At 40.1% G+C, this 22,335-nt stretch carries 14 protein-coding genes; 1 reads left to right on the top strand and 13 read right to left on the bottom strand.

Features of this window, described 5'->3' with window-relative positions:
• Positions 1 to 89: 89 nt before the first annotated feature.
• From ACERJO_RS07275 to ACERJO_RS07230, 10 genes are all read right to left on the bottom strand, one after another.
• The gene (locus ACERJO_RS07275; protein WP_373647074.1) at positions 90 to 2,138 is read right to left on the bottom strand and encodes an alpha-glucuronidase family glycosyl hydrolase; all 2,049 of its coding nucleotides are present in this window, start codon (positions 2,136 to 2,138) and stop codon (positions 90 to 92) included.
• A gap of 19 nt (positions 2,139 to 2,157) precedes the next feature.
• Entirely contained in the window at positions 2,158 to 5,577 is a 3,420-nt protein-coding gene (locus ACERJO_RS07270; RefSeq protein ID WP_373647099.1) for a glycoside hydrolase family 2 TIM barrel-domain containing protein, read from the bottom strand.
• A gap of 271 nt (positions 5,578 to 5,848) precedes the next feature.
• On the bottom strand, positions 5,849 to 8,014 hold the full coding sequence (locus tag ACERJO_RS07265; RefSeq protein ID WP_247101849.1) for a DNA topoisomerase III: 2,166 nt from the start codon (positions 8,012 to 8,014) through the stop codon (positions 5,849 to 5,851).
• Positions 8,015 to 8,064: 50 nt separating this feature from the next.
• Complete coding sequence (locus ACERJO_RS07260; RefSeq protein ID WP_247103050.1) at positions 8,065 to 8,376, bottom strand: CHY zinc finger protein; 312 nt, start codon at positions 8,374 to 8,376, stop codon at positions 8,065 to 8,067.
• 59 nt (positions 8,377 to 8,435) lie between these two features.
• Positions 8,436 to 9,740, bottom strand: a complete 1,305-nt coding sequence (locus tag ACERJO_RS07255; RefSeq protein ID WP_373647073.1) for an ABC transporter substrate-binding protein — start codon at positions 9,738 to 9,740, stop codon at positions 8,436 to 8,438.
• Positions 9,741 to 9,874: 134 nt separating this feature from the next.
• A complete protein-coding gene (locus tag ACERJO_RS07250) occupies positions 9,875 to 12,526 on the bottom strand; it encodes a putative bifunctional diguanylate cyclase/phosphodiesterase (RefSeq protein WP_373647072.1) in 2,652 nt (883 codons plus the stop codon).
• Positions 12,527 to 12,696: 170 nt separating this feature from the next.
• Positions 12,697 to 13,572: an N-carbamoylputrescine amidase gene (gene aguB, locus ACERJO_RS07245; protein ID WP_373647071.1), complete on the bottom strand. Its 876-nt coding sequence runs from the start codon at positions 13,570 to 13,572 to the stop codon at positions 12,697 to 12,699.
• A 7-nt stretch (positions 13,573 to 13,579) separates the two neighbouring features.
• Positions 13,580 to 14,605 carry an agmatine deiminase family protein gene (locus tag ACERJO_RS07240; RefSeq protein ID WP_373647070.1) on the bottom strand — a complete coding sequence of 342 codons (1,026 nt, stop codon included), beginning with the start codon at positions 14,603 to 14,605 and terminating at the stop codon, positions 13,580 to 13,582.
• Positions 14,606 to 14,704: 99 nt separating this feature from the next.
• Positions 14,705 to 15,685 carry a Gfo/Idh/MocA family protein gene (locus ACERJO_RS07235; protein ID WP_373647069.1) on the bottom strand — a complete coding sequence of 327 codons (981 nt, stop codon included), beginning with the start codon at positions 15,683 to 15,685 and terminating at the stop codon, positions 14,705 to 14,707.
• Positions 15,686 to 15,871: 186 nt separating this feature from the next.
• Positions 15,872 to 16,285 (bottom strand): GNAT family N-acetyltransferase, encoded by a 414-nt coding sequence (locus ACERJO_RS07230; RefSeq protein ID WP_247101833.1) that lies wholly within the window; start codon positions 16,283 to 16,285, stop codon positions 15,872 to 15,874.
• Between the two features lie 127 nt (positions 16,286 to 16,412).
• Between ACERJO_RS07230 and ACERJO_RS07225 the strand changes: the two genes are divergently transcribed.
• On the top strand, positions 16,413 to 16,952 hold the full coding sequence (locus ACERJO_RS07225) for a YpiB family protein (RefSeq protein WP_247101831.1): 540 nt from the start codon (positions 16,413 to 16,415) through the stop codon (positions 16,950 to 16,952).
• Positions 16,953 to 17,055: 103 nt separating this feature from the next.
• On the opposite strand, the gene ACERJO_RS07220 is transcribed toward ACERJO_RS07225, so the two are convergent.
• From ACERJO_RS07220 to ACERJO_RS07210, 3 genes are read right to left on the bottom strand one after another with little or no spacing between them, the layout of a single operon-like run.
• Positions 17,056 to 19,785: a hypothetical protein gene (locus ACERJO_RS07220; protein WP_373647068.1), complete on the bottom strand. Its 2,730-nt coding sequence runs from the start codon at positions 19,783 to 19,785 to the stop codon at positions 17,056 to 17,058.
• Positions 19,786 to 19,800: 15 nt separating this feature from the next.
• Positions 19,801 to 20,307 (bottom strand): GNAT family N-acetyltransferase, encoded by a 507-nt coding sequence (locus tag ACERJO_RS07215; RefSeq protein WP_247101826.1) that lies wholly within the window; start codon positions 20,305 to 20,307, stop codon positions 19,801 to 19,803.
• Entirely contained in the window at positions 20,304 to 22,298 is a 1,995-nt protein-coding gene (locus ACERJO_RS07210) for a hypothetical protein (RefSeq protein WP_247101824.1), read from the bottom strand. Before ACERJO_RS07210 ends, ACERJO_RS07215 begins: the two co-directional genes overlap by 4 nt.
• Positions 22,299 to 22,335 lie beyond the last annotated feature (37 nt).

The raw sequence follows: 22,335 nt of genomic DNA, 5'->3' as shown, positions 1-22,335 counted from the left end.
TTTCAGTTGGATGATCATTAACGGTATGCAATTTCATTTTATACATTCATTATAGCATGTTCGTCAATTAACCCTTTTGCATGAAACGATTAATAAATCGTCCGTTTCTTCTCATCTTGAATGCCTGACTTCCGATAGAAATACGTATTAACCATATCACGCCATTCCTTGGCATTTGAAAGCTGCATATCAAGTCTTTCACGAACGTTATGATAGCGCTCTTCATCTATCCTTCCTTTCACCTTTTCCCAAGTCGAGATCAACTCCTCCACTTGCTCGACTCCTTTAAAATGAGTGTTATAAATGTGCTGTATGACCGTCTCACCAGATTTCAGCCGATGTGTGTATGGGACATGGTGGAAAAAGAGAATCAATTCATCTGGACAAGACTCAATCGACTCATACATTTTGGCGTTTGGTGAAAAATATTGTCCAGCGTAGCCTGTTCCACTCTTCACTGTGCGGTCGACACCGATACCTTGCCAATCAGCAAAATGGTACGTTCCCCAAACGGAATATTCATAGCCATCAATGTTTGGTCCGTAATGATGATTGGGATTTACCATCCAACCAATTCCGAGCGGTGCTGTATAATTTTCATAGATCGGCCACGAGTTTAACAGCATTGGGTACACTGAATCACTCACTTGACGATCTTCTCCAAACGTGAGCCTGATCCATTCGTCGGCAATTTGTTCTGAAGAGAGCTCTGGATCCCAAATTAACCGGCCATATCCATAGAAATTCGCTTGTGCTAACGTATGCCCCGTCCAATTTTCATCATCACCGATGTTGGAAACAGCGGCAATTCCGCTATACTTACTGTCATACAGCGAGCCGTCCACTATCGATTTAATTGGCGCATCTTCCCCTTTAGCAAATGTGTTAAAGTCGAGAACTTCTTTCCATAACGGTACAAGATAACATAAATCCTTTTGCTGTCCTGTATACTCTTGTGTCACTTGAAACTCCAACACTTGATTTGTTTCCTGCATTGCACCGAATAAAGGAGATACAGGCTCTCTCACTTGGAAATCCATCGGACCATTTTTAATTTGCAAGACGACATTCTCATGGAACTGTCCATCTAGCTTCTTGAAGTGATCATACGCTGCTCGTGCTCGATCTGTCTTTCGATCTCTCCAATCTTGCAAGCAATTGTAAACGAAGCAGCGCCAAATAACGACCCCATTAAATGGCTCTAACGCCTCCGCTAACATATTGGAGCCATCTGCATGATCACGTCCATAGGAGAACGGCCCTGGACGATGCTCTGAATCAGCTTTTACGACAAATCCACCGAAGTCCGGAATGAAATCATAAATTTCCTGCGCTTTAGCCTTCCACCAAGCTTTCACTTCTTCATCTAACGGATCCGCGGTTGAGAGATTGCCAATTTGAATCGGACTCGCATAATTGATACTTAAAAATGTCTTTATACCATATGCACGAAACACATCGGCTACCTCGGCAACATCTGGCAGGAATCGCTTCGTAATTAAATGAGTTTCCACTTCAAACACATTCACATTATTGATGGAAATCGCATTAATCCCTACAGAAGCAAGTAATCTTGCATAGTCTTTCACTCGCTCTAAATCTTTTCGAAATTCGTTATCTTTATAGAAAATCGACTGCCCTGCGTAGCCTCGTTCAATACTACCGTCCATATTATCCCATTGATTGATCATCCGAATTTGATTTCGTGGACGGTCGATGATATTGAAAGAATCGATTGCCTGATCACGTTGAATATCTCTTAAAAAACGAAATGCAGCATAGAGCACACCAGTTGGACTGTTCCCAACTAAATAAACAGATTTTGTTTGTTCATCACTTTCAATCATAAAACCTTCATCATTAACATCCTCTAACGGTTGCGCTTTAATGTGATCGGCCTCCTTTGGAAGCGTCTCACGGGTTGCTAACACGATAGCCTGATTCACGGAATTAGATATTTGCGGTTTAACACCGACCATTGATGCTAAGCCTCGTACTAGCTCTTCTTTCGCTGTCTGCACTTGTATCGACTGATCATATATAGCAATATTCTGACACCATTCAGCCAACTGATCACGCTTTTGTACGTCTTTGATTGCATCATATTGTAACCAGCTTTTATAACTTTCTGCGTTCATCTTTGAACACTCCTTTATTTTAAAGTGACTTATTGAACTTGAACCATCCAAAGTCAAAATTACACCCTGGTAAGAAAACAAAAGTAACTTTCTGAATGCCCGTAACCTTTTCTAAGTCAAACGTTTTTTCTTCATAGTCTGCTGACTGATCGAACTCAATCATTTGACTTGATTCACCTTCATCATTTTCAAAACGGATTTGGATCGTATTTTTATCAACAGGAGCACGACCATAAACCGTAATGGTTGACGTTCCTTCTGTCGTAAAGTCGATTGATTCATACGTTAACGAAACATTATTCCCGATTCTTTCTACCGTTTGGTCCTTCAATTCAAAGGAATCTCCATAAATATGATCAGCATCTAATGCCAAATTCGTTTCAAATGCACGATTTTGCTTTTCAAAGGAAAAGCCTTTAATGTGCACCTTCTGATTTAACACAAAACAAAGCGACGTAATTCCTTTCAACTTCTTGTTCAGCTTATACGTTGCTTCTTGATATACATTCCACTTCGATGGCTTCTGATAGACGACATCAGCTACTAATGAACTTCCTTCTTCTTCAGGCATTCCTTCCCAAATTTGAATCGGATATTCCTCACTCGACAAGGCGAATATCGGAATCGTTATCGTATTAGAGCCACTTTCACCAAAGTCGATCTCCCGAAAACCGACTTGCGTTTGACCATCCCGACTTGTTGCAACACCACGTTCGTTGCCATTCGTCACTTCACCTTTGCTGTAATCATAAAGCCCTGCCGAAATAAATCCGTACGCATCCTTATAGGCTGTCCCTAGCCCTACTGCTTTCATCTCTAATTGCGAGATAAGCTTCGTTTTTCCTGTTCCATTTTTGCTCGTACAGCGCAAGCGAAACTCTCCATCTCCTAACGCAGTAACGTTCGCACGATGGCCATCAGACTCTACCTTAGCTATGTTCGATTCACTACCGTTGTCTGCTACCGCACTCCATTCCACCTCTTGATACGACGTATGTTCTGGATGCAGTATAGCCGTTACAGTCAGCTCTTTTTTATTCGGATCTAACTGTTGACCCGCATCACTGACGATCTCTATTTTACGTAGTGGAACTTCGTCAGCATCACCCATCACAACAGGTATACGTTCATTTTCCATAAATGCTGAAACACCTACCAGATCTTCGTCTGTCGCGATCGACTTTATCGTTATCTGTTCGCTTTTGAATTCTTTTGAAGATACTTTTATATGAACATCCCCCGGCTCTAGCTTTGCAGCAATGATTGCCATCAGCTTGCCACTAAATAACCGGCGACTTGTTCCTTTATATTGATCATAATCCGTGCTATCACCATTATCGAGTCCGACTAACCGTCCAGCACCAGATACCCTCACATCCACACGATTATTGGCATTTTCGACTCGATTGCCATCTTTATCAACCATTGATATTTCCATAAAGACCAAATCTGTCCCATTCGCTCTAAGCTGCTTCTTATCTAGCTCTAACCGAATTTCCTTCGCTTCTCCAAATGACCTTCTTATATCTGTTGCAATCACCTGATCGTGCTCATCATAGGCAATTGCTTTTAACTCACCTTCTTCAAACGGAATCTTCCACCAACCGACAAGGTCCGTTCCATTTTCATGATCAATATGATGCGTTCCAACCGTTTCGCCATTGAATTGCAGCTCAATTTTTGGAGCATTCGAGCAAACACGAATATCGATGATTTGACCTTTATTAAAATCCCAGTATGGGAAAATATGCACCATCGGACTCGTCTTATAATCCGTCCACTCAGCTTGATACACATAGTACGCATCCTTCTTAAACGTAGCCGTATCTATTTGCCCAAAGTACGAATTCTTCGTATGATATGGCGTTGGCTCACCAATATAATCAAAACCCGTCCATAAAAATTGGCCTAATGAAAAAGGCGTGTCTCTTTCTGCAATGATGCACGCTTCAGCTGATTTCGCCCCCCAGCTCGTCGAACTATTCCCAAGAGAAGAGCATTGTTCATTGTCATCAGCTAAAATCGATTGCTCAAACGGAAAATGATAAATCCCCCGACTTTGCACAAGCGAAGACGTTTCACTTCCATAAATAATCCAATCAGGATGCTCCTCATGGTGCTTCTCATAATACTTCTCAGCATAATTATAGCCAGCAACTTTGACGATATCAGCACATTTCTGGGCATTTTCCCACGGCATATAGTTTGAGCCAATTGTCACATAACCATTTTGCTTCGGATCAAATTGTTCTACATATTCCATGAGCTTCCTTGTAATTTCCTGACCTCTTTCATCTGCATGAGTGTCATAAATTTCATTCCCAATGCTCCACATGATTAAGCTTGGATGATTGCGATCTCGTCTTACCCAGCTTCGTACATCCTTGTATGCCCAGTCTTTAAAGAAACGCGCGTAATCGTATTTCGTCTTCGGCCTTTCCCACATATCAAATGCTTCAGAAACGACTAAAAACCCCATTTCGTCCGCTAAGTCCATTAATTCTACAGCTGGCATATTATGAGCCGTACGTATCCCATTTACACCCATTTCCTTCAATATGACGAGTCTTCTTTTTAATGCCGTCTTATTAAAAGCCGCACCTAATGCCCCTAAATCATGGTGCTCACACACACCATTTATTTTCACCTTTTCCCCGTTAACAAAAAGCCCCTTTTGTGAATCTAATTGAACAGTTCTAAATCCGACCGATAGAGAAACCGCTTCCAATAAATTCGAATGCTGCTCCACCTCAGCTAAAGAGAGAGTTGTTTCTAGTTCGTACAAATTCGGTTCATTCACACTCCAAAGCTTTGGACTTGCCACAAATAAGCTCTGTTTATTTATTTCGGTAGCTGACAACACTTGTTCGCAGGTCGTTGTGATCACCTTCCCCTTATACAACAATTGATGGGAAACAATGGCGTCATTTGCCACATTAAGCTCTGTTTCAACCTCAACTTTCCAACCGTCTTCCATTTCAGTAGTAGAAACATAGATTCCATCTGACTCAATGTAATGATCACTTCTTGATTTCAACCAGACATTACGATAAATCCCAGCACCTGAATACCATCTACTATTAGGCGCTTGAAAGACTACTTTGACAACGATTTCATTTTCACCATCTACAAGCGCATCTGTTATTTCATATTCGAAAGAGGAGTAACCATTTTTCCACTCTCCGACAAATTGACCATTTACATAGATAGAGGAATCCATATAAACTCCTTCAAAATATAAGAACATTCGTCGATTCTTCGGACAATGGAATGTTTTCCGATACCAACCTATACTCGTTTCATATAAGTTTGACGTATCGTAAATTAACCAATCATGAGGGAGGTCAACAGGCTCATATGAAAGGTTTTCATCATCCGTCACATCTAAACGACTCTTGGCAAACTCCCAACCATCGTTAAATAGAATTTGATTATTCAACATAACAATCAGCTCACTTTCTACAGCTTCAGTTACTGTACCTTTTCGCTTCGATTATTGTCCTTGTCTCTTTACCATTTAAACCTTTCCCTTATGAACCCTCCTATCACCATACTAGTATGGTAGTTAAGATCGTCTTTTCATTATAAGGAACTTAATCTCTTATTTCAATAAAATATTCATAAAATACAGTTATTATGTACTATAAAGATTAAGAGAAGTCCACGATAGCGGACTTCTCTTAGATGTGTCATCGATAAAAAAATGGCTCTTATTTATCTAGCTTCAGCTTCGACAGAGCATCTGCTAAAGCTGAATTCGTAAATTCACTATCCTTTTGCTTCTTCATATATTGATTCACTTCTCGCTTAGACACTTTTTTATGTTGATTTTTCTTTCTTTTTTCTTGGAATGTCGACATCTTTTCCCGATGTCCACAAACACAAGCAAACATTTGGCCGTCTCCCTCACCCCATAGCTCCATCTTCTTTTTACAGTTAGGACAACGGGCATTGGTCGTTTTGGAAATGTTTTTCTTATATCCACAGGCTGGATCCTGACATACACGTCGTTTCCCATGCTTGTTTTCTAACTCAAGTAATAGTTTTCCACATTGTGGACAAGGGGTTCCGGTGACGTTATCATGCTTAAAGGTTTGTGTACTCTGTTTAATTTCTGACACAATCGTTGTCGCATATTGCTTCATTTCAGCAATAAAAGCTGCTTTATTTAGCTTCCCTTTTGCAATTTGGTCAAGTTTTTGCTCCCACTCTGCCGTCAATGCCGGTGATTGTAGCTCACTTGGAACAAGCTCAAGTAGCTGCTTCCCTTTCTTCGTTATAACTAAATCCTTACCACGCTTTTCCATTAATTGCGTATTTAACAGCTTTTCAATAATATCTGCGCGCGTTGCTACTGTCCCAATTCCACCTGTTTCGCCTAAAGTCTTAACAAGCTCTGCACTTTCTTCCTCTAAAAAGGCTGCAGGCTTTTCCATCGCACTTAATAACGTTGCTTCCGTAAGCCGTGCAGGTGGTTTGGTTTGCCCTTTTTCTAGAGAAGCCCTTTTAATAGCTAACGTTTCACCTTTAGTCACCTGCGGCAGTGTTGCCTTTTGCTCTTGATCGTCCTGTTCATTGACAACCTTCCAGCCTGCTGCTAATGGGCGTTGGCCTTTAGCAGTAAAACGTTCTTTAGCCGCTTCAGCTAAGATGGTCGTTTGTTCATATTCATAGGCAGGTAGTAAATTTGCTAAAAAACGCCTGACAATTAAGCGATACAGCTTCGCTTCTTTATCTGGTAACGAAGCTGAGACAGCTTGCTCTGTTGGGATAATCGCATGGTGGTCGCTTACCTTCTTATCATTGAAGCACGCTAGGCGTGATGAAAGCTTCTGCTGTTTCACTTGTAATACCGCTTTTCGAAATGGCTGAATATCACACGCTTTAATACGTTCTACGAGTGTATCGACAAGATCTGACGACAAAAAGCGTGAATCCGTTCGTGGATACGTAATGACCTTATGCTGCTCATATAAACGCTGTAGACTCGAAAGCGTTTCTTTCGCAGAGTAGCCATAACGTTGATTAGCCTCTCTCTGTAGCTCAGTTAAATCATACAGTGCAGGAGCATAGGTCTTCTTCTTTTTCACATCAACATTCGTGATCACTAACGAGCTCTTCTCAACCTTCTGCTTAATAAGCTGAGACTTCTCTCTGTCAAACATTCGTTTTTCATTTGATGATGCATGCTGCCATTGTAATGAAAAACCGTTACGGACCTCAACAAATAACTCGTCATACGTCGTCGGTTTAAAGCTTTGAATGTCACGCTCTCGTTTTGCGACCATCGCTAATGTTGGCGTTTGAACACGACCACATGATAATTGTGCATGATATTTCGTTGTTAACGCCCGTGTCCCGTTTATTCCAACATACCAATCGGCTTCAGATCTAGCGACAGCAGAGTCATATAAACCTTGATATTCTCGACCATCCTTTAATCGTTGGAACCCTTCTTTAATCGCTCGATCGGTCACAGATGAAATCCATAAACGCTTAATCGGCTTTTTCACATGTGCTTTCTCTAAAATCCAGCGAGCGACAAGCTCACCTTCACGCCCAGCATCAGTCGCAATAATAATCTGTTTGACATCCTGTCGATTCAGCTGGGCTTGCACAGCACGAAATTGCTTGCTCGTTTGCTTAATGACTTCAAGCTTCAGCTTTGGCAGCATTGGCAATGTCTCAAGCTTCCATGTCTTATATTGCTCTCCATATTTCTCTGGCTCGGCTAATGTTACTAAATGGCCAAGCGCCCACGTCACAATATAGCGATCTCCTTCGATGTAGCCATTTCCTTTCTTATGACACTTCAGCACACTTGCTATATCTCGTGCCACAGAAGGTTTTTCCGCTAAAACGACCATTTTACTCATGTAAACAACTCCAACTATTATTTATGTGATTATATAATAACCTTATTATACTAACCGATTCCGCTATCCACCTCAAAATATTCTCCATAATGCAACGAACATCGTTCATTGAATTCATGTTTACAATAAGGACATTGGAAACTTGATTCCAAATACTCGTTTATCGACAATTCTGTTTGACACGCCCCGCATCGTACAGCCTTCTCATCGAATTGTTCTTTTTTCCAGACAGCTGGTTTGTGATTCGCTAATTCAAGATGACATTTGATACATGCATAATACGTATGACAGCAGCGATGTTTGATTGCGATGACATCTTTTTCGGTATGATAATGCGCACACCTCGTCTTTTGATCAACCATTACACCTAGCACATCTATTGAATCGCCCAACACAATTCCCTTCTTTCTTCATTGTACGACTAATCCAGATTCCTATGTCTTCTTAAAATACTCATTTCTCTACTTAATTCATCTTCTATTCTCACTCGTATTTCTTCCATAATTTCTTCAGAATCAATATCCCATGCTACGCCTTGTCCTAAATAATCATGCCATATTCGCTCTGCTTGTTCGTCAATAGGTGTTAAACGTGGCATCTCAATGTTTTCCATAATATCTTGGTAGAGGCGCTGAATCTGTTGCCCACCAAGAATCTCACTTTGCTGCTCTAACGTTTCAGGAATCGCTTGAGCTGGCATATAACTTGGAACGACACCGTATGTCCCATGCATCGAATGCTCGAAGGCTACATATTCCATAAAGGCCCACGCCGCTTGCTTATGCTCACTTGCTGACGGAATCGCTAAAATCGTACTACTATCTAATGCGTATAAATCAAGGGGAAGCCTAGTTGCCTTCCATTTCCCTTTCTGCTCAGGAGCAATATCTCCTATTTGGTATTCGCCCCAGCTTCCTTGATAGAACATTGCAAATCGATCGTCTCGAAATGCATCCTGTCCATTTGATTCATACAAATTATATCCCGGACTTAATCCTTCTTGATTAATCACTTTCGCTAATTCAATCATCTCTTGCATGTCTTGATCCATTCTAAGAAAATTCATCTCTTGATCAAACAGACCGACATCTTTCGCTGCCAAATTGACGATTTCTGTTACCCACTGCATCATCCATCTTCCGTCCTGTTTGAGCGTCCTCGCCATTTCCAACCATTGTTCTGGACTAGACATATACTCTGCTAAGTCCTCCGGTTCAGTTGGATAGCCATATTCCTCTAATAAATCCGGCCTATAAAAGGTAACAATTGGAGATGCCGAGATCGGTAAGCCGTACATCTTCTGCTGATTAAAGGATTGTCCTATTGACCAAAAGGACTCATCTATATCTTGCTCATATTCCGTTAATGTATAGGGAGGCTCTGCTAGGTTTTCTAATCCCTCTAGATCGATAAACTTGGCAAAATGAGTACTATCAAAAACCATAATATCAGGAACACTTCTAGACAATAAGGCATGTAAGTAGGTGTCCGTATAACTATCATATGGGAAGGCCTCCACTTCAATTGAAACATTCGTGTACACTTCAGTAAAGTCCGAAATCGAATACTCCCAACCACTATCATAAAATGACCATAATGTTAATTGAACATCCTCCTCTCTCCACGACTGAGAACTCTCATGTTCTAATTCTTGCCCTATTTCATCATCAACTTGACTTCCACCTACACAGCCGATACACAGGAATAACGCTATTAGCGCAACCATACATTTCCTCATCATAATCCCTCTCATTTATTACAAAGTTCAATGAAGAAAAAAACACGATAGCGCCTTTTCTTCATTGTATCGTGCGCATCCACGAATCCGCCTACATCCACCTTAATTAAGTGTCTAGAATTTTATAGGTGCTTATCTTTTAAGAAATCAATGATTTCTTGCTCAGGCAATGGTCTACAGAAATAGTAGCCTTGGAGTTCATGACAGCCTAATTCGTTTAGAACCTGGCTTTCCTCTTTTGTTTCAATTCCTTCTGCTACAACATTTAATTGTAGTGTCTTAGCCAAATCCACGATCATTTTGACGACGGAAGCCTTTTTGCTATCATGATGAATGTTTGTTATAAACTGTCGATCTAGCTTCACTTCATTAATTGGTAAATGTAACAGTTGATTCAAGGAGGAATATCCAATTCCAAAATCATCAATCGAAACACTCACACCTAATTGTTGAATTTGGTCCATGACTGAAATAACTCCTTTAAGATCTTTATTAAACACACTCTCTGTTATTTCAATTTTTAAACGTGAAGGATCAAGCTTTGATTCTGCTAATGCTTGTTTTAAAATTACTAGAATATGTTCTTGATGAAAATGTTTAGCTGAAATATTAACAGAAACAGAGATAGGTTCATTTAATTCTCGTTCCATCTCCTTCGCTCTCTGGCATGCTTTAAATAATCCCCAACGGTCAATATCATAAATAATACCTACTTCTTCCGCCACTCTAATAAACTTATTTGGAGGAACTACCCCTAATACAGGGTGCTTCCACCTCATCAATACTTCTAAACTCGTTATGCAACCCGTGTCAGCTGCTACTTTCGGTTGATAATACAATTCTAACTGATCATGACGCAACGCATCTCTTAACCCATTTTCAATCAGCATCTTCTCTTCAAATTGTGACTGCATACTCTCATCAAAGAAGCGCATTGTCGTGCCTCCTTGGTCCTTAGAGCTGTACATAGCCATATCTGCAAACTTAACAAGCGTATCAACATTCTTTCCGTTATCAGGGTACATACTCACCCCCATACTCGCACTAACATAAAGGGTCATATCCATCACATCAATTGGATCGATAAAGAGATCCTCCAGATTTCTTGCTAATTTGCTTAAATCTTCATCTAAGACGGGATGAACAACAGCTGTAAATTCATCACCGCCTAACCGAAACACTTTCACATTATCAGATATCGTTTTCTCAAGACGGTAAGCCACCTTTTTCAATAGCTCGTCCCCAGCTACATGACCTAACGTATCATTAATTTGTTTGAATTGATTTAAATCGATAAATATAACCGCAAACCGATCTTCACCATATGTTTCTATCAATTCCTGTAAATACTGTTGAAAGTTCAAGCGATTAGGTAGACTTGTTAGCATATCAAAATAGGCAAATTGATGTAATGACTTCTCCGATTCTCTCAGCTGTGCTGCCTGTTCCATTAATCGCTCATTCATTTCCTCCTTCTCATTAAACATTGATACAAGCTTCGTTGACATATGCTTGAAATTCCGAACTAGCGAGTGAAGTTCATACACCCTAGTATCCGGCCAATGTATCACGCTCTTCTGCTGTAATTTCCGTGGAAGCCCCGTCGTCGTTGCTGCTAAATTGTTAAAACCGAGAATTAACAGGCGGTTTAACAAATAAACAATCCCCATAGCAAGAACGACAAACAGAATGAACGTTTGAAATTGATCGATATATGCATCGAACATCCTTTGCTGAAAATAAGACAAGGGGAATACGACAACAGCCGATAAATTGCCCACGTTTAAATCACGCCAATAAAAATAATAGCCTTCCCCCCATCTCATTAATTCATTTTCTGATTCATACGGAATATAACGATAAAAGTACGGTGAAATTTCCTTTTCTTCATACATCTCTTCATATTCTTTTGAGGAACGTATATCTCCATTTGATAGACCGCTCGCAATAATCACTTCATTATCATTATCAAGAACGACAACGTTATACCATTCATCCCCTGCATACTTTTGAATGATATCTTCTATGTAGCCTCTTTGTACGGTCCCAAGTAATTGCAATCGCCTTAAATCATCTTGACGCCAATTTAATAGCTCCAGTTCAAAGCTATTAATCGTATTTACTGCAAGTTGTCTCGCTTGCCCCTTCTCCAATTGATGAGAATGTAAGTTCGTAATACCAACAATAAGTAAAAAGGGAACAATAATCATCGCGATAGAAAAGTGAAAGAGAATCTGATGAATATACATTTCCCCACTTCGCTGATCACGACGATTTGTCATCCATTTATGAAAAGGAATATAGGCTAATAAAATATCTGCTAGCAATGCATTTAATAACCCGTTCGTAACATTAATCATCGCCTGAAAATAAAAAACATTTTCAATATGTTGAACATACATCAAATGATAGATTAGAATTGAAAGTGGTCCGCCGACAAAAATCCAAAATATTAAATCCCAAAAAACGAGATTCCCACGTTTCATAAATGTTGCTAAAGCACTTACACAAATAATCTCCAAAATAAAAACGATATCGAATACTGGCGTTTGAAAGAGTAAAACGAATAGTAAATGGATTATTACCGCGGAAATAATCGCTTTTTGTACACCATATAATCTTAAAATCAAAAACAACCCTACACTCGCTAAACTAATCGAAACACCTAACATAAAGGGAAGGTTGTACAATTTCAATATGAAAGTAATAATAAACAACAGCACAAAATTCACGTAATGCCCTACCGAATGGGGAAGGAATTGCTTTATATTCATAGTTGTACCTCCATTCCCTATATCCATCTAGATTAATAGTACCTAATAACTAGTTAATATTCAATCTAACTAGTTAATATTGTTATATAGGTTTAGAAAAATTAATAAAGACCTATCAACAAAGCACCCTTTGATCACACAGGTCTTCATTAACAGGTCAGACACGTCACTTATCTATTTAATTCTCCATCAGAGCTTGTTAGTACTTTATACAACTCTGGCCGCCTATCACGAAACAGTCCCCATTCTGCCCGTAATAGGTCAAGCTGATCCAAATCAAACTCTTCTACTAATATAGACTCATCCGTTCGATTCGCCTCTTTTAACTTTTCCCCTTGCGGACCAGCGATAAAGGATGACCCGTAAAAGGTAATGGAGGAATCCTCCTCTTGCTCCACTCCGATACGATTGGATGCAATAATAGGGACAAGATTACATGCAGCATGTCCACGCATACACATTTGCCAATGCTCTTTTGAGTCAATGGACGAATCATACGGTTCTGATCCGATAGCCGTTGGATAAAATAGTAATTCTGCCCCCATTAGCACCATACTTCTAGCTGCCTCTGGGAACCATTGATCCCAGCAAATTCCTACACCTATTTTCCCATAAGCCGTTTCCCACACTTTAAACCCTGTATCACCTGGGTTAAAATAAAATTTCTCTTCATAACCGGGACCATCAGGGATATGACTTTTCCGATAAATACCTAATAAACTCCCATCAGCATCAATAACGGCTAATGAATTGTAGCGAGCGTTGTTCTTTCGTTCGAAGAAGCTTATAGGCAAAACAACCTTTAGTTCCTTCGCCACCTTTTGAAAATGGCGAATCGCCAAATTTTGTTCAACCGTCGTAGCTAGCTGGTAATAGTTGACCTTTTCCTTTTGACAGAAATACAGTGTTTCAAATAATTCTTGAAGAAGAATGATTTGTGCACCTTGGCTAGCTGCTTCCCTGACTAGACGTTCCGCTTTCTTAATGTTTTCTTGAATATGCTGTGTGCAACTCATCTGTGTCGCTGCTACAATCACTTTTCTCACCTTAACTTCATCCCTTTATCATTTGTTGGGTTGTACAATGTACATTTCCACCTTCCTTTATAATGGAACGTCCATCCACGAGTCGCACACTTCTAGTCGGAAATGTCTTTTGCACGATCGCTTGCGCTTGACGATCGGCATCTGCCGCTTCTCCCCCAAACACGGGTAAAATGATTCCATTGTTAACAAAGTAAAAATTAATATAGCTTAATGTTAACCGTTGATCATTAACATAAGCTGCAGGTGGTTGTTCTATTTCAATAATCTCAAGCTTTCGACCCTGCGCATCATGTTCGTCATGTAAAATTGCCCTATTCTCCTGTGTAATAGCGTAATTCTCATCTTGTGGGTCGTTACAAGCTTGCATCATCACCTTCCCAGGTGCAGCAAAGCAAGCTATGTTATCAACATGACCATCTGTTTCATCACCACTTAGGCCACGCTTTAACCAAATAATCTTTTCAACTCCTAATACTCGCTTTAACGTGCCTTCAATTTCCGATTTCGTAAGATGTGGATTACGATTTTGGTTTAACAGGCACTCCTCTGTTGTAATCAATGTTCCTTCACCGTCAACGTGGATCGATCCACCCTCCATGACAAGAGGAACATCAAGCTGATCTACACCAAAGTGAGTCAAAATTTTCCCAGCAACCTCATTATCTAAATCATACGGGGTATATTTCTCCCCCCAAGCATTAAATCTCCAATTGATCCCAAATGCATGACCGTGTTCATCCCTTACAAGCGTCGGCCCATTGTCTCGAAGCCATGCATCATCATGCTCCAACGCAATGATATCAATTTGATCATTGCAGAAATGTTCACGGACTTTCTCAAGCTCCATAGGGTGAGCTAATACAGTAACCGGCTCAAATTCCGCAATTGCTTCAATGATTTCAATATAGCCATCCATAACCTTCTCATAATCACTCGGATACACCATTGATTCTCGAACTGGCCATGAAATGAGTGTACGCGCATGCGTCTCCCACTCTGGTGGCATGAAATATTGTTTACTCATCTTATCCACTCTTTCTTAGCCAAAATACTTGCAAGCAACATCTTACCTCATAATATTAAACGACACAATAAGGAATACATGCCAATCTTGCTCTCTTCGGACCCTTCTTTAAAACTCATCTTCTAACTTTACCGCTGTACCACTATTTGCTGAACGCAAAGCGGCTTCTGTCACTTTAAACGTCTTATAAGCATCCTCATAGCTTGATAGAATACGTGATCGATCTCCTGTCTGAACCGCATGAATAAACGCTTCACTTTCCCTTTTATAAGGATTGCACTTATTATCATGCTCGCTAACCTGATCACCTATACACTCCTTTAAACGTTCAGGTGTCCACTCTAAAACCCCTTCACTCGTATATATCGAAAGACCGACCTCAGACAAGTTCCCTGGAACGATACACGTATTTGTGATCGTGGCGACACTGCCATTTTCAAGTGTTAATATGACAGCACCTACATCGGCAACAGAGACACCGTCATATTTTTTGTCCATCGCTCGTGTTGCATAGGAAGCATAGACCTCCTTCACTTCCCCAACAACGTACCTTAAAAGATCTACAATATGAGTCGTTTGTTCAATAAATTGTCCTCCAGAACGCTTTTGGTCTCGCCACCAAGCAACCTCTGGCATACTTCCGATCCATCTTCCTGTCGCCATTCCTACGGTATTCGCTTGCAAGTATTTCTTCATCTGTATAACGGTCTCCTGGTAACGAAAGTGATAGCCCACTGATGTAATCAGATTGTACCGTTTGACTTGCTCTTCAATTTGCCGAGGCTCTTCATCTTTTACTCCTAACGGCTTTTCAACAAAAAAGGGGATCTTGCGGTCAATCGCCTTCTGCTCAATATCGCCATGGGCAAATGGTGGCACACATATATAAAGAGCGTCAATCTCCTCTTCAACGAGCATCTTATCTATGTGTTCATAAGGCTTGGCATTAAATTCCTGAGCAATAGCAGCTGCTTTTTCCATACTAGTCCCACAAAACGCCTTAACACAAACGTCCTTCATTTCTGCCAATACTTCCGCATGCATTCGACTAAATCCACCTGTGCCTACAATTGCTACATTTACATTCATGATCATTTCCACCCTTCATCGTATCATTTAACTATAAAGATTATCTTAACAGATCTTAACAGTAAATAGATTGATATCGTTTACAAACATCGCTCATATGTATGGTCACTCATCGATCATTCCTATATTAGGATTGCTACGTATAGGAATGATAACGAGCAAACCTTTCCATGCCGTATCGACCCGTTATAATTCAACCTCCATAATCGTTGAAATTTCTTCAAAGCCTAAACGTTTGTATAGTTCCTTAGCTCGATTGTTGGCAAACACGTTAAGATGCGCTGTTTGGTACCCTCTTTGTCGAAATTCTCCCAGTGCCGCTCTCATTAACATCGCTCCATAGCCCTTCTTTCGATACCGTGGTAAGACGTATAACTCAAAGACCATAGCACTTACAACATTTTTAAATGGTGCCATCGTCTCCCCAATGACGATCCAGCCACAAACCCCGTCATGATCGAGTACCCAATATTCACAAGGTCCATATTCATTCATCGGTGTACTCGTTTGCAAATAGCCTAAGGTCGCCTCCTTTTGAACGGTCTCACCAAATTCTTTAATACGCATTCGCTCGTAATCTGTTGCCCTACGTATAACCATGACAAATCCCCCTCTCCTCTTGTTGATTTACCTTATTCAATCAAGATCAGAGATGTTAGCGTCTTTTTTTAATCTTGCTCAAGAACATGTTATGATAGTATTAAAGATTTCAATAGGGTGGGGTTCTATGAATTGGGTATCTGCTTCAGAGAAAAGAAGTTTCCTAAGATGGTTTCTAGATCAGCACCAGTTAAAGCATAAGGACGCACGAATGCTACTGGATCACATCATAAAAAAGCATCATATTCTTGAAAATGTCACATTTACAGAAAACATTCAACAGCGAGAGCGTACGATTGTTATTTCGAGTACTAGCTCAGATGAGGTCGGCTTTGTGTATTATTACCACAACCAAAAAACAGAGGATGTCTCAAAAGCACTCGGAGACTTATTAGCCAATCCCGCCGACAAAGTGTATTTAATTCTTCATTTTTACGGAAAACAGTCGAATCAGCGTTATGTACAGCTAGTCGAAACACCGAGGAAAGACTCCTTTAAGCGATACAAGCAATTTAAACAAGATAGCAATGAAATTGACGCACTCATTGAACTAACCATGTTAAAGAACCAAATTAATGAAGCACTCGACAACCGAGATGAAGCTCGTTTTCGTGCACTCGTAAAAAAGCTAGAAACGTTGCAAAAGCAAACGGAATTCCAACGTTAAGATCTAAGGCACTGAAGCATTTGATTTGTTCACAAATTTCAATACCCTTAAGCCAGCTTTAAAGCCGCCTTCTCGTATCAGGCGCGAAACATGTGCAGCCAGCTTATTTACATGTTAACTCATCCATATAGGCTGCTATTGCGTCCATTGCACCTACTTCATCTGGGTTCAAGATAAAGGCCAATCGTAGTCTTGAGGCTCGCTCACCAAATAACACGCCAGGGATGGCTGTTACATGTCCACGCTCCAATAAATCATAGCAAAGCTCATTATTTAACTTAATCTGATGCTTACGCTGTAAAAGATCGCGAACCGACTCAAAATCTACATAAATCGCTGTTCCTGCTTGAAATACAATGTAATCAAGCTCATATACAGAAGCAATCCGCCGCTCAAACTCTCCAACAGCTTGCTCATATCGACGACTTAACTGATCAATGAATTGTTTCCCCTTCTGAGAAAGCTCTTTCCTTTTATACAGAGCTTCCGAGCTAAAGCGGTTATGATGTACAGCTATGGCCTCATACAAATGCTGGAGTTTTTCCGGGAAGGTCGCTTTCACTGATCTTTGTCCAGTGAATTCGTCTACATGTAAAACAATCGTTCCTTCTGAATAGTAGGACTGTATTGTTACCCCAACAGATGAATCGTTCACCTCTATGACGCATATTCCATATTTTCTACACGCCTGAACAAATATTTGCCGTTGCTTTTCATCCCACCTTACGAAAAAAGAATGAAAGCCTTGTTTTACAACAAGCTTTGCTGGTTGCATCCCTTTTTGACGTGCTTGTTGAATATGACGTTCAAACTCAAGCACATCTATTTGTTGAAAGGGCGATGTATACCACTCAACCGTTTCATCCTGTAAAATACTCGTTACATGCATCCATTCAATCGGAGCAGGTATCGGTAATAGAACATCCCCCTCAACCATGGATAAAATATACTGCAATGCTTCTCTTTCATTCATAAAATCAATTGAATGTTTTTCTCTCTCGTCCGTTACTTGGGCTTCGAATAAATCATCCTTCCATTCACGATAGTGAGCACGATCTAGCTCATATATGGGTTGTCCATTTGTTTTCTTTTTCAGGAGCAGCTTCTTATATAATTGTCCACTTGCTCCATCCGAGTAAAACGCCTTTTTTACATGAATATTAGAAGATAAATCACTATATACTCGTTCCCTTATTTTAGGGTCCTTCACAAAGCTTTCAATATCATATTTCACGACAACATGCTGAGCAATATCCGTTTCAAAGGTATGGACTAACGATTCAATTAATGACTCATCTTTTGTTAAAAAGGCCAGCTTAGGCATATCATCAATAAGAAAGTGCTCATTATGAACATAGATAATCCCATACTTACTACCTAACTTCTCACCAGCGAAAAAAGTCAAGTTGGGAATTTCTTTGCGGATAAAATAAATATCTATTTTCGCTTCAGCAAGATTCGGAATACGCTCATACAGCTTACTCATAAATTTCAAGCAATTTTCTAGTCGTTTTTCAACTTTGTTACGATCCTGTTCACTTTCTATATCTCCTATAAAAAATAGGTAGTTTGTCTTTTTTAACCGTTTATTCTCATAACGCTGCACATGCTTATCGACTAATTGCTCAATATTGGTTTCCCGCTCTAATTGAAATGGAGCATTGTATGCATAATAGGTCCCTTCGAAGTTCTCCCATATTTGTGGATTTTCCGCAGGATCAATCATTTCCATGACCCGGCTATCGTTATTCCACTGATGTACAGGTAGGGTATTCGTACTTTCGGTAATTGCATCACCCTCGGAAAGAGTTCTTCTCATTGGAAACGGGCGCGTTGCTGTCGTCAGCATCTCCTCATAAATAGCTTGTGGCTGTTTAGGTTCATAAAGGGAATTATTTGGGTAAGCACTATAGCCTACGTGCTGCTCAATCATTTCACCTAAGAAATGGAGATTACGATTATTCTCTTGCCGATCGAACACATAAATGACCATTGGATGAAGCGACAACGTTGGAACAAAGATCAACTGATCATTCTCTACTCTTTGTTCACATAAATAAACTTGGTCAGGGTCAATAATTTCTGAATCAATAAATGTATAGCGCTCAAAATCAATACTTCGCCCTTGACTAACATACATATCATGTTGTATATGACCCTTCTTATACTTTGCTTGCTCGACAAAAGCGAGTGTTGACGTTTGTAGCAGTTGAATATGTCGAATCATTTCCGTTACAAGTCCGATTAACACATCATTATGATGTTGGTACTCAAATGCATTAGCCACATCGCCATGGCCGAAAAAGGCATTTCGATACGTTACTAGCATTTCAATGACGTCAATCAATGCAATCGATGTACTTCCTGGCTTTCGTATTTGATACCGTGGCTTTCGTTGTTTAATAAGCTCAAATAATTCTTTTCGAAAAGAAACGAGCTCATTTAAACCTTTTCGTTCCACAAATAGATCCTCAACTAGTTGTGGTGTGTAACGCATCTTTTCACATGCCTGTTCATCGTCCTTCTTTAATTCGACGTAATGAGACAGTAACCGTTTCACCAGCTCCTTCCAGTCGCCAAATGACGGTGCCTTCATTAAGTTCATGCAAGACTTAATAAATTCCTGTCTTTCCATTTCATCTTCCTGACAGTTTTCTTTATACTCTGCGAGTAGAATATACGTTAGATATTTCGGAATGAATTCCATCAACTTATTAAGTCGCGTATGTGTATTCTCCTCCTCCGTACGGATTAAATATAAATATTTTGCAATTGGAAATATCGTGTTCTGTTCTATTTCCTTCAATTGTCGGTAACGGTCTTCTACAATCATTGATGTCACACCCTCTTAACGAATAAATACATCTGCCTCATAACGATCAAAGCCTAAATAGTTTGTCATGACTAATGAGCCAACCTTTGTAAAACCAAGCTTTTCATGGTAACGAATCGATGGTGTATTGTTTAATGGCTTCGTTGCAATACAAGCTGAAATTCTCTGATGCGGATACATCGAAAAAACAGCCTCATAAAGCTTTGTTGCTACTCCTCTCCGAGCAAACAAAGGATCTACTGCTACTTGTTTCACATATATGGTAGAACTAAGAGCAACCTCTTCTATCATTTTGGTATAAGTTAAACGGTCAGCTGGATAGTGTTTATTCAGCCACAAATAACCAGCTATTTCACCATTTGCCCTCGCAACATAAAATTCATCGATATGCTTATGAACGACTTCTTGCTTAAGCTCTCTAATTAAAAAGCCCTTTTCTTGATTAGAAGCTCCGTGTAACAGCCTCTTTGATATCGATACAATTTGATCTACATCCTGCTTAATCGCCTTTTCTATCTTCATGATTGCTTCCTCCTAATCATCATATTTTTTCGTTTATTTACGAACAGCTTTAAGCTCATGATCATCAAAAACGTTACACAAATAAATAAAACGATTCCTATAAAATGAATCGAACCTGAACGAAAATAATCATCAAATATAAACTGAAACAGCCCTGTAAACAACAAAACCGGAAACCCATAAATTGTAATTCCGTTAATTAACCGATTCGTACCGGCTTCACTATAACGACTAATCGTTGATTCAATCTCTGCAACAGTCGTATATAACTGATCAAGCTCAGATTCCAACCCCCACATTTTCTCCGTCGCTATCCGAAACTGTTGTACGTAGTAATCCTTTGAACTCGGCATCGTCTCCAAAATCGTTTGACGTAGTTTCACCTTATAATACGTTAGACGGTCGTTCAATCTATTTAGCCCCTTAGGGTGTAAGCCTTTCCTATGATTCAGACTTTCCCAAATGACACTTACTTCCTTCTCAATCTCTACTTGCAAATGCGACAGAGCAAAAAATCGCTTTACCATATGATCAAATTCTGTTTGATATACCTCTACATGAGATTCATCATAGCTCCAATCATCAAAGAAAAGCACACCATAGCGATTAATAACCGCAAAGCCACCTGGAAATGTTAAAAACGTAAAGCTATTTGATGAAGGCAACTGAAGTAATGTCGGTTCATGTCCTTTTGGTAGCAATAATGAAGCTAAGTAACGCTTCATCGTTGGCGACAAAACGAGCGGTTGCTGTTCAGTTGATGCGGTCCATTTCATCGCAATCAATTGCTTATCTTTTCTTTGCATAAGCGGAGGACATTCACTCAATAGGCAGTGCTTCTTTAACGCTCCACCATTTTTAAAAGGGCGAGCATATTGTTGCTTCGCTGGATGATACACCTGCCAAATCGCATCCGTCACATCACTCCAAGAAAGCTTTGAGCCTAGCTGCTGTGAATGAATTTGTTTAGGTGCCGCAATAATCGTATACTTCCCCAATTCATGATACCAAGGCTCATTTGCTGAAGAAACCTCTGGGAAACGAGGTTGATCAGAAGGGCGCTCCCCCTGCCATTTCTTCTCCTCCAAGCGTTCAAGCTCCATCCATAAATCACGTAAATCAACACCTATACTAGGGTCAACAGAAATGACCATATCATTTCCTGTACCGACAGCTTGAGGCCGATACAACGCCATTAAGCCGAAGCCAGATTTAAAATATGTACGCTCCTGATCATTACGCAAAAACGCTTTTAATGCCCCAATTGGCTTTCGCTCCGTAGCAATAAAGGCATCTACCATTACCATTCGATTGGAATGCTGTAAAGGTAACGGAATCTGAAGGCATTCTGCCGTTGAAAGGAGCTGCTTATATTCTTGGTATTCATGATGTATAAGAGCCTTTGCACGGTGATATTCACTTGAATGTTGAACAACTCCAACATCAGCAGGGTTTATATTTGCTTTTAACAAATCAATTGTAAAGAACACACACGCCTTAAGCCCATCATGAAAGGATATTTGGTCCACTTCTCCATCATGAAAGCGAATATAATGATGACCAAGTGCATTGATCAAGCAGCCCCATGATTGAAACGGTGTACCTGTTGTCTTGACATCACCAGACTCCCAACGATTCACATAGTCAATCCATTTAACCGGAACCTTATTGATGTCCCCACCTAATTTTCGATAACATAATAGTATAAAGGCAAGGCAGCTATCCGGAGAAAGGTCTTCCATTACGAAGCGTGTATACTCAAGGCCAATCATGGGCCCATCATCATTAATAGTACGTTCGTCTACAACGAGCTCCGTTACAGAAGCATACTTTGTTCCTTTATGATTCAACACCTTCCCGTCATTCTCATTACTCACTCCGAATCCAATGAGTACTTCATTCTCGCTTGCTTGCTTCTTCGAAGGGTCAAAGCTCGCACGAAGCTCATCCTTCATCAACAATCGACCTATTTGTTCCAACACGTCCCTCAATGAGTTCATCCTTTCCTACAATCTAGCTTTCTAACAA

Source organism: Halalkalibacter sp. AB-rgal2 (assembly GCF_041821005.1).
Taxonomy (GTDB): Bacteria; Bacillota; Bacilli; order Bacillales; family Bacillaceae_D; genus Halalkalibacter.
Note: the sequence above shows the minus strand (reverse complement) of the source record. Positions and strands in the feature narration are given on the sequence as shown.